This is a genomic window from Flavobacterium flevense (assembly GCF_900142775.1).
Taxonomy (GTDB): Bacteria; Bacteroidota; Bacteroidia; order Flavobacteriales; family Flavobacteriaceae; genus Flavobacterium; species Flavobacterium flevense.
Window position 1 is genome coordinate 15,401 of record NZ_FRCC01000013.1, and the last position, 16,965, is coordinate 32,365.

At 31.9% G+C, this 16,965-nt stretch carries 10 protein-coding genes; 3 read left to right on the forward strand and 7 right to left on the reverse strand.

All coding sequences use genetic code 11. The annotated features are described in order from the left end of the window. Window positions 1-178: 178 nt before the first annotated feature. The 7 genes from BUB89_RS16240 to BUB89_RS16265 form a co-directional block, all read right to left on the reverse strand. On the reverse strand, window positions 179-1,684 hold the full coding sequence (locus tag BUB89_RS16240) for a carbohydrate-binding protein (protein WP_073246985.1): 1,506 nt from the start codon (window positions 1,682-1,684) through the stop codon (window positions 179-181). Window positions 1,685-2,263: 579 nt separating this feature from the next. Next, window positions 2,264-2,563: a LamG domain-containing protein gene (locus BUB89_RS16245; RefSeq protein WP_141384483.1), complete on the reverse strand. Its 300-nt coding sequence runs from the start codon at window positions 2,561-2,563 to the stop codon at window positions 2,264-2,266. A gap of 232 nt (window positions 2,564-2,795) precedes the next feature. Beyond that, window positions 2,796-2,957 (reverse strand): hypothetical protein, encoded by a 162-nt coding sequence (locus BUB89_RS18110; protein ID WP_159434583.1) that lies wholly within the window; start codon window positions 2,955-2,957, stop codon window positions 2,796-2,798. A 450-nt stretch (window positions 2,958-3,407) separates the two neighbouring features. After that, a complete protein-coding gene (locus BUB89_RS16250; protein ID WP_234982678.1) occupies window positions 3,408-4,880 on the reverse strand; it encodes a RagB/SusD family nutrient uptake outer membrane protein in 1,473 nt (490 codons plus the stop codon). Between the two features lie 10 nt (window positions 4,881-4,890). Continuing rightward, entirely contained in the window at window positions 4,891-8,235 is a 3,345-nt protein-coding gene (locus tag BUB89_RS16255) for a TonB-dependent receptor (RefSeq protein ID WP_073246989.1), read from the reverse strand. 79 nt (window positions 8,236-8,314) lie between these two features. Continuing rightward, on the reverse strand, window positions 8,315-9,469 hold the full coding sequence (locus tag BUB89_RS16260; RefSeq protein ID WP_073246991.1) for a FecR family protein: 1,155 nt from the start codon (window positions 9,467-9,469) through the stop codon (window positions 8,315-8,317). Between the two features lie 552 nt (window positions 9,470-10,021). Continuing rightward, on the reverse strand, window positions 10,022-10,555 hold the full coding sequence (locus BUB89_RS16265; protein WP_073246993.1) for a sigma-70 family RNA polymerase sigma factor: 534 nt from the start codon (window positions 10,553-10,555) through the stop codon (window positions 10,022-10,024). Between the two features lie 542 nt (window positions 10,556-11,097). On the opposite strand from BUB89_RS16265, the gene BUB89_RS16270 reads away from it, so the two are divergent. From BUB89_RS16270 to BUB89_RS16280, 3 genes are read left to right on the forward strand one after another with little or no spacing between them, the layout of a single operon-like run. Continuing rightward, complete coding sequence (locus tag BUB89_RS16270) at window positions 11,098-13,971, forward strand: glycoside hydrolase family 2 protein (RefSeq protein WP_073246995.1); 2,874 nt, start codon at window positions 11,098-11,100, stop codon at window positions 13,969-13,971. A gap of 6 nt (window positions 13,972-13,977) precedes the next feature. Further along, window positions 13,978-14,943, forward strand: a complete 966-nt coding sequence (locus BUB89_RS16275) for a hypothetical protein (protein WP_073246997.1) — start codon at window positions 13,978-13,980, stop codon at window positions 14,941-14,943. A 4-nt stretch (window positions 14,944-14,947) separates the two neighbouring features. After that, entirely contained in the window at window positions 14,948-16,771 is a 1,824-nt protein-coding gene (locus BUB89_RS16280; protein WP_234982680.1) for a beta-agarase, read from the forward strand. Window positions 16,772-16,965: the final 194 nt, after the last annotated feature.

The following is a 16,965-nucleotide window of genomic DNA, read 5'->3' on the forward strand; positions in this document are numbered from 1 at the left end:
TGTTAAATACAAGAAAATATTTAATGTAGTAATAGTTTGCAGGTACGAATTAGAAACTCGCGCTCAATGTCATTAAGTTAAGGAAAAACATAATGTAACTTAATGACATTGAATCCGAGCTAGCCATGGAAGAGATGATTTTTTTAATTCAAAATTAAGGTTAAAAGTAACTTAAATATTAACGTTTGATTATTACTTTGATTTTCTGTGTAGTCTGATTGCCTATTAGCTCGAGTATATACATTCCGTTAGTTAGCTTTCTTACATTTAGTGTGTTTCCATCAAGTTGTTCGCTCAAAACCTTAGCGCCTGTCAGATTGTAGATGTTTACTTTGTTGTAAGATGCTGCATTTTCAATTTTCAATTCATCTTGAGCTGGGTTTGGGTAAACACTGAGTGGTTTTTCTTCTGAGATTAGTTCGGCTTTTGTTTCCGCTTTTGCAAATTTTGCCCCTATACCTTTATTTAAAGTAATCTTATCTAAGTTCCATTGCCAATCATTAGAACCTGATGCATTTACTCTTACGGTATGTGAACCCGCTGATAAGTATACTGATCCTCCTGCTAAAGGAACGTAATTAGACCACGATCCATTGTTCACCACGTTGGTTGTCGTTTTTATCGCTCCATCAAGTACAAATTGAATTTGGGCATTGGTCATCGGACTGGCTATTTGATATGAAATGTTATAAGTTCCAGCTGTGGCCACGTTGATGCTGTATTGTACCCAGTCTCCTTTGTTGACATAATTTATAATTGAGCCTGACCTAGCCACTCCGTATGGAACGAATCCATCATTGTAAGTGCCACCACCAGTAGAACCAAAATTTTCTGCTTCAATAGTCAGACTAGCAGCAGGGGAATCTACCAAAGAATAGGTATGAATCCAATCTACGTACATGGTATTGATGCTATAATTTGATAAATCGGTCTTACTAGCAATTCCACCTGTCCATTCATTTGGACTAGTCCATAAATCCCAAATAATATATTGACCTAATGTAAATGCTTTTGTAGTTGTTACATTTCCAGCTGGTTCTCCATTGATATAAAACTGAACATTATGCGCATCTTTCCAATAGCATCCCAGTGTTTGATAGGTTGCATTCCATGTGACTCCTTTAGCAGGATTTCCATTTTGTAAATATCGATTGTCAAAATTACTAGCAGCACGTTCAGTTACATTGTTTTTTACAACAAAATATTGTGAATACAAGGTGTATGGCCGTTCAGCTTGATTGGGCCAAGATGGTTTTGAATTGCTCTCGCAAATGTCAATCTCATCTCTATTAATACTATCCCCATTGTTTAACCAAAAGGTACTGAATGCAGAAAGATGAGATGATTTAATACTACACTCTGTATACATTGGGAAAATTATATTTGCCCTTGACTGTACTCTAGATGTTTTAAACCATTGATCTCCAATACCTAATGTTGCTCGTATCCATAATTTACTATCCCAAACACCTGAATTTTCAGCAACCATTTTAACTGGTAGTCCATAATCCCACAGCGGTTTTTCCCATTTAGTACTATCCCAAGTGTTAAATTCATCTGATAGATTTTCTACTTTTTGCCAAACTTTTCCAGCAGGAGGACTGGGTTGAGCAAAAGAATAACTGCCACTAATCACAAGGGCAAACAGGCATACTAATTTTTTAAAAGTTTTTGGTTTAGTCATAATTTTAATAGTTAATTGGTTAATATTTAATAGTGATTTATTAAGGATTTCATACTGCTAACGAGAACTTATTATCATTGAATTTCAACCAATTATAGAATACAAAAAGTAAGAATTGTTGTTTTGATGATTTTGTTATCATTTATAAAATAGGGCAAATAAAAATTCAACCATTCTTTTTTAATTTATTATTTTTTTATAGCAAATATATGTTATTTGACTTATGCTATTCAAATTTCAAACTTGATTAAAACTGAACACCTGATGTTTTATTTAAAATAAAACTTCATCTTTTCTTATAATAAAAAATGTTATTTTTTATTCTCAGTATTTTCAATCTATGTCAAGGTTTTAATTTGGACTAGTTACATTTTTAAATATAATTTTGAGAATAAAAAAGGAGGCAGTCTAAAAATATAGACAGCATCTTGATCCCGATTCCTGTGGAGACTTAATCAATAATCAACAAACTCATAATAAGATAAATACTAATCAGTTTACTTCATTTTATAATGAACAGTAACTCTTTCTTGTTCAAAAGCTAGTTTGATTGTGGTTGGAGTTAAATCAGTATTCTTATTAAAGATCTTTCAATTCATATACTCTGATATAATCAATCAAAGCGGTTCTTTCTTCTTTGGTTCCAGTAGTCACTTTACTTCCTTTCTCTGAGATTGGGTTCCAATCGTAAGCTTCTATAGAAAATTGCAAAACCAAGTCCTGATCAAAAAGAACTGGTGGTTTTAAAGTGTAAACGTATTTGCCATCAAGATAAAACATCAACTCTGTTGGACTTTTCCAGTAGAATCCATAAGTATAAAAACGCTCGTGATTTTTAGTTGGTGGAGCCATTTTCTTTTGGTCGCTAACTTGTTTCACACGTCCCTTTATGACACAACCAAAATCCACTGTTCATTTTCATGCGACACTCATAATAGTGCCCTACAGAGGTCTTTTTGTACAATCTTAAAATTCCTCCACGATATTTATAGCTTAATGTTCCAACTTCAATAATTAGACACCCATCTTTAATTTCAAAACTTTCCTTTTGAAACAATCCAGGAGCACGACCTGTCCAGTTTAATTCAGAATGTCCTTCTGGCTCTATATTTCATTTTTTGAAATCAATTTTCTTACCGGTAAACTCATCACACAAGACGGGCACCTTTTCCCATTTTTTTCCAGCTACTTCTGGTAATTGTTCATAAGAATTTGCAATAGCTACTAACAAAATGGCTGTTAGAATACTTTTTAAAATGTTTGAATGTTTCATTTAAAAATTTAATAGTTATAGGCTGTTTTTTATTCCGTTTATACAAGTATTAATTTTAGCGATTCCTTTATTATAAACTGCTCAAGATATTGAAACCAATTCAAGTGATATCATTTGAAATCTTTGAAATTGATCTGATCATTACCCTTGGCTTCGGCTTTATAAAATTCCCTAGAAACATTAAAAATCAAATCTTATGATTTTGCTTTGCTTCATCCACAACATAAAAATGTTGTAACCCAAAGGAACAAAAGAGTAGTTTCAATTTGAACCGGAATCAATTGATCTCTTTTACCGGAATAGGATGGTCACTTTTACCAGAATTTGCACATAAGCAAGCCAAAGATTGTTTTTATGTAAAATTATTTTAGATGGTAAGCCCCCTAACAAAAAAAGGTCTAATCAATAAGATTAAACCTCTTTCAAACAAACCAAACTAAACACCAATATTTAATAATTATTTTGCATTAAAATTTTATTTGACAAGTCAATTTGAGTTTGAGGAATAGGCATTACTTCATTTTTATTTTCAACAAACCCAAGAGGAGCTAAAATAGTTTTGGCTCTACCTGTACGAATCAAATCTTGAAAACGCAAACCTTCACCTCCTAGCTCTACTCTTCTTTCATGATAAATAGCATTTAATAATGGTTGTCCACTAAGTGTTACTAGTAAATCAGGTACTACTGTTGGAAGTGCAGTTCCTCGAGCTCGTTTTCTTACTTTATTCACATATTGTACAGCTGTAACTGGATCAATATTGTAAATCGCCTCAGCATACATTAAATAAGCATCAGCCAATCGGATTAAACGAAGGTTTTGATCACTATTTAATTGTCCACCAACTGTTGGTATGGAGTAACCACTAAAAGGTTTCCAAGAATATTTTTTATTATAATGTCCAGTACCATAAACTCTAGAATCATCAAAAATGTAAGCACTTAATCTAGGATCATTAGTTTCATACTCATCGACTAAATTCTGCTTAATTTGTGAAAAACCAAATCCTTGACCATCGGGTGTTCTTGGCATCATTTGTTTTGGTACAGCAGTCCCTAGTCCACTAGTATTTGAGGAATAATTGATTTCAAAAATAGATTCTTTACTCCATTCACCAAGAGGTTGAAAAATTGTATTCAAGTCAATTAATTCATAAGGTAACTCAAATAATTCCTCGCCATATTGCTTTACTTGATCCATCTTGTTTTGATACAAAGAAATGCGCATCATATAACCTAGAGCTGCTCCTTTGTCAGCATGCCCCTGAAAAGAGATTGGTTTAGTGAATCTTGAAGGCAAATCTTGAATAGCTTTTATCAAGTCTTGTTCAATAAAAGCATAGGTTTCTGCTGTACTTGATCTAGGAATATCAGCTTCTTGATACGGAAGAGGTTTATCATACAAGGGCACTCCTCCAAAAAAAGTGACTAAATTAAAATAGTAATAGGCACGTAAAAAATGTGCTTCGGCAGTAATTTCTTTTTTTCTATTAGCATCAGTAAAGATGACTTGATCTATATTATCTAAAACTAAATTTGCATACAAAACACCTCTAAATTGAATATCCCATCGAAAATTCAAATAAGTATTATTAGTCGTTAAAGTATATTCTTGTTTTTCTAATAAAAATGGAATATCAGCCAAACTTAATCCTCCTTTTTCAATATCATCTGTCCCAATATCTCCCATAAATAAATCTGATGACCACACTTGATTAAAAGAAGTGTATTGCTCACGCATAGGATTATACGCAGCTGTTAAAGCTTGCTCCATATCAGCAGGGGTTTTGTAAAAATTTTCAACTACTGGAGAACCAAAAGCATCAATCTCTAAATAATCCTTACTACAAGATACCAATCCAATGAATAAAGCAACTGAAAATACTCTTATTCCTTTTATAAATTTACTATTTATATTTTTCATAATTTTTTATTTAAAAAGTTAAATTTAATCCTAATGAAATTGTTCTCACAGAAGGATACCTTCCTCTATCTATTCCAATATCCAGAGGATTATTTTGAGAATTGTCAACACCTACTTCGGGATCTAGTCCATTATATTTTGTAAATGTTAGTAAATTTTGAGCAGAAACATAGAAACGTAACTGATCTAAAGCTATTTTATTTAAAATGTTCATAGGTAAAGAATAACCCAACTGAATATTTTTCAACCTCAAGTAAGATCCATCTTGTACAAATCTGCTGGATGTTCTAGAGTTGTTGGCTTGACTAGCAAAAGAAGCCCTAGGAATAGAATTAGAAGTACCTTCACCTGTCCATCTTCCTAAGTAATCTACGTTTAAATTTGTAGACAAATCTCCCATTAAATCATAATCACTAGCATTAAAAATTTTATTTCCTTCACTTCCTTGAAAAAAGGCAGAAAAATCAAATTGTTTGTAATCTATATTAAGATTAATACCATAGGTAAAGTTTGGTAATGGAGAACCAATATAAGTTCTATCCGAGTCATTAATCACTCCATCGTTATTTTGATCCTTGTATTTTACATCACCAGGTTTTGTACCTACTAAATTAGGATTACTATTAATTTCATCTTGATTTTGAAAAACACCTATCATTTCTAAACCATAGAATGACGCTAAAGGATGACCCGCTTCCGTACGAGTTACATTTGCTATACCACCTTGAGCACTCCCTGATTGAAAGACAGTTCCTTCAGTAGCTAACTTAAGTACTTTATTTTGTATTATCGCAATATTTCCACCAATATTAAATGAAAAATCGTTAATCACTTTTTTATAATTTGCTGTAAACTCAAATCCATCATTTTGAATATCACCCGCATTAGTAAAAGGGGAATTTCTATATCCTGATGAGGATAAAATAGGTGTTGGCATTAACATATCAGTAGTGTTTTTAATAAAATAATCTGCTGTGAAAGTGATCGAATTATTTAAAAATGCTAAATCTAGCCCAATATTCTTAGTGACAGTTGTTTCCCATTTTAAATTGGAATTTCCAGGTGTTAAAGCTGTCACTCCTATTGTTGTAGATTCAGTTAATCCAAACGGATAATTTGTTCCTATATTTAAAGTATTATATATAGCTGAATTGGGTATATCCTGATTTCCTGTTTTACCCCAACCCAAACGGAATTTTAATTGGTTAATTGCATCTACATTATAAAAATTTTCTTTGTGAATATTCCATGCCAAAGCTAATGAAGGGAAATTTGCCCATCTGTTATTTGATCCAAAACGAGAAGAACCATCTTTTCTAAATGTTCCTGTTAATAGATACCTATCATCATAATTATAGTTGAATCTACCAAAAAATGACAACAATCTTGACTCAGAAATATCACCACTATTAGTCGCTGAAGAAATAGAACCAGAACTTAATGTAGGGTTTATAACGCTTGGAGGAATATCATTTCGAGTCGTATTAACATTATTAAAATCCAATTCTTGTATCTCTTGGCCTAATAAAGCACTAAAATTATGTTTCTTTGCTAGAGTAACATTATAATTTAATGTATTGGACATTACATAAACTCTATTTTCACTTCTATTTAATGTATAAGTACTTAGGGCAGAGTTAATAATTGATGATACAAAATAAGCAGGTACAAAATTATCAACTTTAGTATTGTTAATTTGTAAACCAAGATTTGACTTAAATTTTAATCCCTCAATGATATCAACATCCAGAGAAACATCCCCTAAAAAGCTCTCTCTAATAGAAGGTGTATTCACAAATGTGGCAAAGGCAAGCGGGTTAGCTACTATAGAGTTATATTTTGATATACCAAATGTACCATCTGGATTGTAAATAGGAGACACTGGATCATTCAGATAGCCTAAAAAGGCTACTCTACTTGTTGAGTTTCCAAACTCTGCAACACTTCTTGTTTTGGCTTTTGCATATTGAATATTATGACCTAATTTAATTTTCGGAAGTATTTGGTAGGTATTATTTACTCTAAAATTAGTTCTATTGTATGAAGAATTCATTACAACTCCTTCTTGATCAATATACCCAAAAGAAACATAAAAAGTAGATTTGTCTGACCCTCCTGAAGCTGAAAGTTGATGACTTTGTATATTAGCTGATCTATATACCAAATCTTTCCAGTTATATGATGGTAATGATGCTGGATTGATTAAGTCTGCATTTAATGGACGACCATCATTAGCCAATCCTTCATTAAATAAAGTAGCCCATTGCTCAGCATTCATAACTTTTAAATTGTCAATCCTATTTTGTACTCCTGCATATGCGGTATAGGAAATTATTGTTTTTCCTTTTAAACCACTCTTTGTTGTAATCAAAACAACTCCATTTGCACCTCTCGAACCATAAATAGCGGTAGCCGAAGCATCCTTCAAAACTTCAATTGATTTGGCATCCTCCATATTAATACTAGAGATATCATTAATTGGAATACCATCTACTATATATAAAGGATCAGCGTTGTTTACTGTTCCAAAACCTCTAACCCGAACTGTAGGTGTAGCACCTGGAGCACCAGAACTTTTAGATACTGTAACACCTGCCATTCTTCCTTGAATCGCTTGGGCTATAGATGTATTTTGAGTTTTATTTAACTCTTTTACATCCGCAGAAGCAACTGAACCAGTTAAATCTGATTTTTTTACGGTACCATAACCAATAACCACTATTTCATCTAATGTGGCTGCGTCACTTTGCAACGTTACATTTATAGTTGTTTTTTCAGCAATAGCAACTTCTGTAGATTTTAGACCTAAATAAGAAAATACTATTATTTTAGCAGATTCAGGAACTACTAAAACATAATTTCCATCAATATCCGTTGTAGTTCCTAGGGTAGTACCTTTTACCAATACATTTGCACCTGGAATAGGCATACCATTGGGATCTTTTACCGTTCCTTTAATTGTTATTTGTTGTCCTTTAGTTTCAACAAGCTCATCTTTTGACTGTTTGAGTATAATCTGCTTGTTCTTGAATTTATATGTAATATTTGAATTTAAAAATAATTTATCTAGGACTTTAGCTACCTCTTCATTTTCTACTTTAAAAGAAATAATTCTATCAACATTGATTTCTTCATTATTAAATAAAAATTTAAACTTGGTATCTTTTTCTATTTTTTCTAAAACTGTAACAATTGTAATATCTTTTAGACTATAAGTAAGTTTTATGTTTTGTGAATAGGTTTTTGCATGGATTGAACATACGGTTAATAACAACAATAATATAGTTAATTTCAGTGCTAAATTAAATCGAATTAAAAAAGACAAAATGTGTCTTTGACTAATATTTTTTTTCATGGTTTTTTTTGGTTTATTTGATAATAGTAAGTGATAATTTCATCATATTGAATCTTTACATTTCATAGGCATCTTTGTTTTAAGGTTGGTTAATGGTTATTGATTTATCTTTCATTTGGAAGTTAAAATTTTTATTCTCAGCAAATGAATTGAGTGCTTCTTCAATGGTCTCCACATCAAAAGTGGCAGTAAATAGTTCTTGATTTAGTTCGTTATAATTATTTTTTATTTTCACATCATAATGTCGTTCTAACTTTTTGATAATATTTTCAAACTTTTGGTTTTTGAATACAATTCTCCCATCAATCCAACTAGTATAAATATCCGTATCTACTTGTCTTCTTTTTATTTTAGATTTCTTAATCCACCAAGAAGCCAAATCACCAGGAACCAATCGAACGACTTCTTTCGTTATCTCTAAATTAGAACTGATACTTACTGAGCCTTCGACTAAAACTGTAGTAATTGAAGAGTCTTCAGAATAGGCAGAGACATTAAATTTTGTACCTAAAACAGTAACATTCATTTGAGAAGTTTCTACAATAAAGGGATGTTTTTTATCTTTGGTAACTTCAAAATATCCCTCTCCTATCAGTTTGACTTCTCTTTTGTAACCGTTAATAAATTTGATAGGAAATTTGAAAACAGAACCCGAATTAAGATGGACTACCGAACCATCAGAAAGGGTGATGACAAACTTTTTACCATAGGGAATAGTTAGCGTATTATAAATTAACTTATCTACATATTTAATTCCCCTAAAGTCTAATTTACTTTCACTTTTGACACCTAAAACCCTCCCGTTTGCATCTTTAATTCCGTAAACAGTATTTGATGACAAAATTTGAATATTTCCATTTTCAGACTCTAAGGTAATTTCGTTCGAAGGCTCCATAATACTCGGTTTAGTTAATACAAAAACATCTACAGCATAACCTAAGAATAATGCCCCAATAAATACTGCTGCGTATCTCAAGAAGCGTTTTGCTGTTAATTGTCTTTGATTACGCTTCGTTTCTTTCTCATATTTCCGAATTACTTTTTGCCAAGCTAACTCAGGGTGGACTGTCGAAATTTCAGCAATAACTTCATTTTGATTTTTAAGTTGTTCTAACTTGATGAAAAAATTACGATTCGTTTCAGACTTTTGAATCCAAGCATTAAAAAATCGATCCTCCTCTTGAGAAAGAACATGTTGATGCAGTTTTTTAATAATTAAATCGATTATTTCCATAGGTCTTATCTTAAATCTATTAACTAGCGTTTAATATAAAGACCCAAAAATTTAAATCGGGTAGTCTTAATTAAAAAATATATTAAACATCTAACTAACAACACATTATTTGAGTTGTTAAATTCTATACATTAGAGCTTGTAAATACTCTATTAAGGAAGAATTTAGAGTTCAAACAACCTCAATTTAGTAAAAGAACTACCCAATGACGATGCTTGTAAAGCCTATTTAAGTAAAATCAAATGGCTAAACGGTCTTAAATGCGCTAAATATAGCTCTGAAAAAGAATGTAAAAATCTGACTTCAATTATCATCGTTACGTCTGCAATCATGTTAAAAGTGAAACAACAAATACTTTATTTCGTAAGTAAAGTTTGACCTGTAAAAAAAATAATTATTTTTGAAATGAATACTAACTGTAAGGTTTTATCTAGTGTTCAAATTAGAAAGCGATATGGAATTTGAAAGAAAGTTTTTAAATAGGTCATTAAATAATCGCTATTTTGATGTATGTGCTGCTATCTAAGGGTAGTCACTGGATTAAAACAAGGATTACTGTTTCCAAATATTTTTTAAAAGGAACAGTAATAAAAAACTAATTCCTATCATTTCAATTCGCATTTTCTTATAGGCTGATTTAATATGATACTTAACAGTATTGATAGAAATATTCATAGATTCCGCCACAAATTGATATTTTTCACCTTCAATCACGCATCTAATAAAAATATCTTTAGATGGTTGTGGCAACTGCTCTAATGCTTTATGTATTAAAAATATTTTATCGTCAAGCACTGACGTATCTTCATCCGAAAGCAAACAATCCACATCAATTTCTGTCAACGAAACAAGTTTTTGTTGTTTTTTTAATTTCTTCAAACAACTATTCTTGATAGCTATAATGACATAAGACTTTAAATTTAAAATTTTTTCAGTGCTATTTCTTACCAAAATTTTAGCACAAACATCTTGTACTATTTCTTCGGCTTCTTCTCTATCCTTTAAATAAGAATAGGATAAAAAATACCATTCTTTGTAGTACAATAAAAAAAGACCTTCTAATTCTACATGAACAGTATTATTCATTTTTATAATAATTTATTATACAAACCAGAATGTATTTAAGTAAGAATGTAAAATTATTTACTAATTAAAAATAATATTCGAACATATGATTTTATTAATATCACGAATGTGTTTTTACTTGAAAAATTAAAACTATACAACTTTCCCAAAAGGAACAGGCAAAATGTACATGGCCAGTTTCTTTGTTATTCTATTTTGCATGATTTAGACTTTATTCAACCTTTTTTTAAAATGTTTTATAAAAAATAGTTTCATTAAAAATAAATCTATTTAACAAATTAGATAGTTCGCCTCCATTTCGGAACTATTGATTTTATTAACTTCTTTGTGCAGTGTTTGTTTTCAAACAACAAAAACACAAATACCTTTTTATAGATTTTTATGATTTTGATTCATATCTTCTAACTATGATAACTCATTATAGTTTAAAAAAAATGTGTTCAGGTAGTAGTTTTTAATAACCATATGTTACCCTATTTTAAACATACGATATTATTTAAACCCCATTAAAAATCTAATTTTAAAAAATAAAAATCAATATCATGCAATGCATATGTAACTTCACTTTATTATTAATTACATCATTTGTTTTTGCACAAAGATCTCCATTGGCAGAAGGCAACATAAAAACTCATCGTGCCAAAATAAATCTAAATTTGGATTGGAAATTTCATTTGGGACAAACATCTGGAACGCCAGAAAATATCGATTTCAATGATACTAATTGGGAAACAATTTCTGTCCCTCATACGATGCAATTAGTATCTTATGAAATGGATAGTATTAGAGAAACATGGGTGCAAGAAAAGTATTTAAGAGATTTTGGTTGGTATCGAAAAACCCTAAAAATAAGTGCAAAACCTACTGAAAAAGTCTTCATAGAATTCGAAGGTGTACACAATGCCACTGAACTATGGGTCAATGGTAAAAAAGCAGGAAATTTTGCTATAAACGGTTATGTTCCTTTTCATTTTGACATTACACCCTTTGTAAAATTAAATTCAGATAACCTTATTGTAATAAAAGCAGATAATCGCTATAGTCAAACCATTGCACCCGACCCACACCGTACCGATTATGTAAAATTTAACGGATTATATAGAGATGTCTATTTAGTCACTACCAATCCATTACATGTTAGTTTTAACTGGGAAGATTTTGAAGCTGGTGTCAATATCAATACACCAACAGTAAATAAAAACAATGGAACAGTTTCCATAAAAACTACGGTTAAGAATGAAAACAACACACCTAAAAATTGCAGAATAGAAACCAAAATAATTAATGCAGAAGGTTATGTAATAACGAAATTGATCCAAAATGTAGCAATTCCAGCAAATACAAACCACACCTTCAGACAGACTACTACTATTGAGGATGATTACCACTTATGGTCACCAGATAGTCCTTATTTATACAGGGTACATTCTGTAATTTATGATGATGAAACCCCTGTAGATTTTGTTGAAAACACTTTTGGCTTTAGAACATTTCAATTAGAAAAGGGCAAAGGATTTGTATTGAATGGCAAACCGCTTTTCTTAGTAGGTGTCAACAGACATCAAAACTACCCTAATATTGGCGATGCCGTTCCTAATTCCTTTCATTACAACGAAGCCTTACAATATAAAAAAGCAGGAATTAATATTATTCGTTTATCTCATTACACACAAGACGATTCCTTTTTGAAAGCTTGTGACGAACTCGGGATTATTGTTTACGAAGAAGTTTCGACATGGATAGAATGGGGAGATAAGACTTGGTTTGATAATCTTGAGACAGCCACAAGACACATGATTAGAAACCATAGAAATCATCCTTCAATTGTATTTTGGGGCGCTGGAATCAATCATAGGGGACCTGTTCCACGTATGCAACAAGTTGCTAAAGAAGAAGATCCTTTTAGACTGACAACATCGGCTTCTAGTCCTTGGAATGGTGTGAAAAATGAAGGCATTACCGACTTATATACCACTATGGATTATCGCAGAACCGAATTTCCAGAAAGTGCCTTTACAATGGTTATGGAACATGGAAGCTCTGTAGACTCTGAGGTAAATCAATTTCATATTTCAAGATACAAAGGCAATAAAAATAATATTGCAGCTCTTGCTTGGTTAGGTGCTGATTATAATCACTTACAACCAGATGTAGATGACTCGCAATGGAAACGAGATTACATGACAACTTACGGTATATTATCAGGTTACCGACTACCAAAACCGGTTTACAAATGGTATCAATCTGAATTGATTGCTAATCCGATTGTGCATATTGCAGACGAAACGGCCTCAAAAAATGGAAAAATCAGAGTGTTTAGTAATTGCCAAATGGTAGAACTTTATCATAACAACAAACTAATAGCAAAACAATATCCAGATAACGAATCAACCAAATCAAATTTGAATCATCCCTCTTTTATATTCAACTATAATTGGAAAACAGGTACTCTAAAAGCAATTGGCTATACCAACGGAGAAAAAATAACGGAACACTCCAGAGCCAAACAGGGAAAAGCACACCATATTAAATTAGAATTCAACATCAATGACAAACCTTTTTATGCTGGAGGATCAGATATAAGAATGGTACATGCATATGTGCTTGATCAGAATAACGAAGTGGTAACATCGGCTACCAATAAAATTAAGTTTACCATTTCAGGAGCCGGAAAACTTATTGATAATGGAAATATTGATGCAAATCCAGCCATTTTATACGATGGTGTTGCAACCATGTATATAAGAGGAACCGAAAATACGGGTAAAATTACCATTACAGCATCTTCAAAAGGTTTAAAAAATAGTACCGCAACAATTACTACCGCTACTTACAATCCAAATGAAATTGAAAACAATGCAAAAGTCATTTACGATTACCCAATTGCAAGAGTTGATATTGGTGGAGCAAAACAATTGGTTCAATTTGATTGGTTAGAATGGACTGGAAATTCAGATAAAAACCTAAATTTTAAATTAACCGATTACAATGCTGAGATTACTATAAGTGCTAAGAACGCCATAAATTGGCTAGGTGACACAGCTATGTTAGGTGATTTAAGTTTTGTAGGAGCTGATGGCCTTTATGTTGAAAAAGGCAGTTTACTATTAAATATTTCTGGTTTAAAAAAAGGACTCTACAGCATTGAAACATTTCACCATTCCAGACGAAGTGTTGCAAAAATGACTAATGCTATTGGAGTGACTGTTAATGACAGTAAAGGCATATTTACTAGAACCGCAGGTGACCATGTCGTTAATTATTTCATCCATGACAACACAGGTGAACGTAAACCATTATCTATAAAATCTCAATTTCAATCAGACGGTACCAATTCGATCATTTTAGAATTTAATAATTTAAACAAAGAAGGTGATTTATCATTAAACGGATTCATTTTAAAACAAATAAAATAAAACATTATGCAACATAAACTAATAATTACCAAATTGATATTCCTTGTTTTTTTCGGGTTGATATCTTTTCAAAATTATGCCCAAAGTGACAAAGTAATTTTTGTAAAAGATGTACCAATAAAACTTAAAAGCGCATCATCATACAGCTTTTTTGTTGGGTATGATGTTACAAAAGACTCTGATTTAGCCTTAGATATTTCTGGTGGTCCCAATAAATTTTGGACAGGAAAAACAATCCCTGTTGACAAAGGGAAAGGAGTGTTTAATTTTCAAATCAGTCCTAAAGATGCCCCTATACCTGGCAAAGGGTACAGAATATTGGTTTCTGTACGCGATAGAAATGGAGATTGGAAAACAGAACGTGCTGCATCCGTTATTAAGAATGTTGAAATAACAAAAAACGATACTCCTATTTTAGATGATGCTTCTTTTTCAGTATTAACTCCTACTTCACTATCCAGTCGCGAGCTTTTTGAATTTGATATTAATTATAAAGCCAGTCAACCAAGATTACTTCAAATAGCACTGTGGAACGGTCAACAATGGGTTGCAGCGAGTAAAAACACCACAGTTAACCCTGGAGAAGGCTCGGTTAAAGTGACTTTAAATGCGGGACAGCCAAAGGAAGGAAACAAGTATCGTTATGTATTGTATTATGGTTCTGGAGAAGGTTTTCCAAATGAAAATATTGTAAGCAAAGAACTCTCTGGTATCGAAATCACTAAAGCTATTAAATCACTCACTTTAAACGATTTGAATGAACAACACATTATGCTCTCGCTTAATAAAAACTCTAGCGTTCTAACACTTCCAGGAAAAGTTTCTTATGATTTTATAAAGATTATTGCATTGAACGGTGAAATTATAAAAGAAGTAACCAATACGAATACGATACCTGTTTCAGATTTAGATAAAGGTGCCTATTTCGCTATTACGAGTAATGATGATTATTACAAATTTGTTAAAATTTAAGATGATGAATAAAAGATATATACTACTTACAATAAGTATTCTAACATTACATATTGTAGTTGCACAAAAGAACGAAGTATCCATTGATTTTACCACTCAAAAATTTATAGGTAAGGAAAGTGAACTCAATAGAAAGAAATATTTTGCTATGCACGATTCATACGCCAGTTGGGATTTAGCTTCGGATGCCGATTATTTATTTAAAACTTTAGGTATTGAACACGGGCGAACCTTTGGTGGTCCAGCACCCTTTAGAAAATCGAAAACGGAAATTCCATCTTTGGCGGAAGCCAAAGAAATGGGAGAAAAATCTGCAGCAGGAATTAAGAAAAGTCCGCTGTTTGATAATTTTGCAACCACCGATTTTATTATTACGGATCACCCTAGCGATGCTTTTCAATTGAATCAAGATTACAATAAAATCGCCGAATACGATGCTGCTTTTTTAAAAAATGCCTATCCGATAATGCCGAAGTACTATGAGGTGATGAACGAGCCTTTTGTACACGCTATTGATTATGTAAAAACCTGGGATCAAACACCAGCTGTAATTGTCGAAATGTCTAAACTGTATAAAACTGTTGCCGATAAAGTACACAAAGAAATCCCTAATATGATGGTGGGTGGCTATACCTCTGCTTACCCTGAAGTTGAAAAAGATAACTTTGGCTATTGGGATACCCGAATGAAAACATTTATGGATATTGCAGGAGAAAGCATGCAATTTTTTTCAACACATATTTATGACGGACGAAATGTAGAAGGCGACACCAGTTACCGTTCCGGAAGTAATTCGGAGGCTATTTTAGATTTAATTGAAGCCTACAGTTTTAAAAAATGGGGAGTTGTGAAACCACATATCATTTCGGAGTACGGCTATACTGCCCAAGGACTAGTTGGTAAAACTTATTCTCCAGAATTAAACGGTACCTGTTTAATTGCTTATAATAAAATTTTGATGCAATTATTAGATAAAGAAGATCGCCTACTCAAAGCAATCCCCTTTATAACTTCAAAAGCCACCTGGTTTTATGATAATAAAAAAGAAAATCCCGACGGACATCCTTATCCTTGGGTAATAAAAAAGAAAGAAGAAGACGGTACTTATACCTTCACACATCTTAAAAAGTTTTATGAATTATGGAAGGGTGTTGAAGGAAAGCGTATAGAAGTGACTTCTAACAATCCAGATATCCAAATTCATGCTTTTACAAAAGAAGGAAAAGTTTTCATAGCAATGAATAATTTAAGTGATGACGTGCAAGAGGTTTCATTGAACTATCTGAATAACAGTGCTACTTACATTAAAAACATCACTTTAAAACGTTTATACACAACTGCTACAGGAATGCCTCGTTTAATTTATTTTACAAATGAAACATCTTTAGATACTGTAAACCTTAAAGCAGGTGAAACTATTATAGCTGAATGTGATGTAACACATTTTGATTTTAATAATACCCTAAAAGAAAACAACTATTATACAGAAACCTATTTACAACCCATAGAAAAAGACAAAGTGCTAACGTTTAAATTTAATAATATGGAAGCCGCTAAACAAGGTAAAGCTTCTATTAGAATGGGAATAGGTAGATCACATAATATGAGTAAAAAACCAATTGTTACTCTTAATGGAAAAAATGTTCAAGTACCTACAAATTGGGCAGGATATGATCAGTTAGCAAGACAACGATTCTTTGGAGTAATCGAGATACCATTTGATATTAATTATATAGTGTCTGGAGAAAATAAGGTGCAAATTACTTTTCCTGATTTGAGTGGTCATGTAAGTTCAGTAATCCTAAATGTCGAGAGTCGTTTAAAATAACATCCTAGATGTTTTAAAAAGGCAATCACTGTTACAAAACCCACAGAATAAATAAGAGCCTGATTATCAATTTACTTTTTTTTCACAAATAACCATATGTTCTAGTATTTTAAACATTAGAAATTAGCAATTAGATACAATAACCCGAATTTAGCCCCTGAAATAAACAGGAAAATATCATCAAAAATAACCGT

Bases quoted from the DNA above. Each gene is read 5' to 3' on its own strand.
- BUB89_RS16240 (WP_073246985.1), bottom strand. From the start codon at position 1,684: ATGACTAAACCAAAAACTTTTAAAAAATTAGTATGCCTGTTTGCCCTT.
- BUB89_RS18110 (WP_159434583.1), bottom strand. From the start codon at position 2,957: ATGAAACATTCAAACATTTTAAAAAGTATTCTAACAGCCATTTTGTTA.
- BUB89_RS16250 (WP_234982678.1), bottom strand. From the start codon at position 4,880: ATGAAAAATATAAATAGTAAATTTATAAAAGGAATAAGAGTATTTTCA.
- BUB89_RS16255 (WP_073246989.1), bottom strand. From the start codon at position 8,235: ATGAAAAAAAATATTAGTCAAAGACACATTTTGTCTTTTTTAATTCGA.
- BUB89_RS16260 (WP_073246991.1), bottom strand. From the start codon at position 9,469: ATGGAAATAATCGATTTAATTATTAAAAAACTGCATCAACATGTTCTT.
- BUB89_RS16265 (WP_073246993.1), bottom strand. From the start codon at position 10,555: ATGAATAATACTGTTCATGTAGAATTAGAAGGTCTTTTTTTATTGTAC.
- BUB89_RS16270 (WP_073246995.1), top strand. From the start codon at position 11,098: ATGCAATGCATATGTAACTTCACTTTATTATTAATTACATCATTTGTT.
- BUB89_RS16275 (WP_073246997.1), top strand. From the start codon at position 13,978: ATGCAACATAAACTAATAATTACCAAATTGATATTCCTTGTTTTTTTC.
- BUB89_RS16280 (WP_234982680.1), top strand. From the start codon at position 14,948: ATGAATAAAAGATATATACTACTTACAATAAGTATTCTAACATTACAT.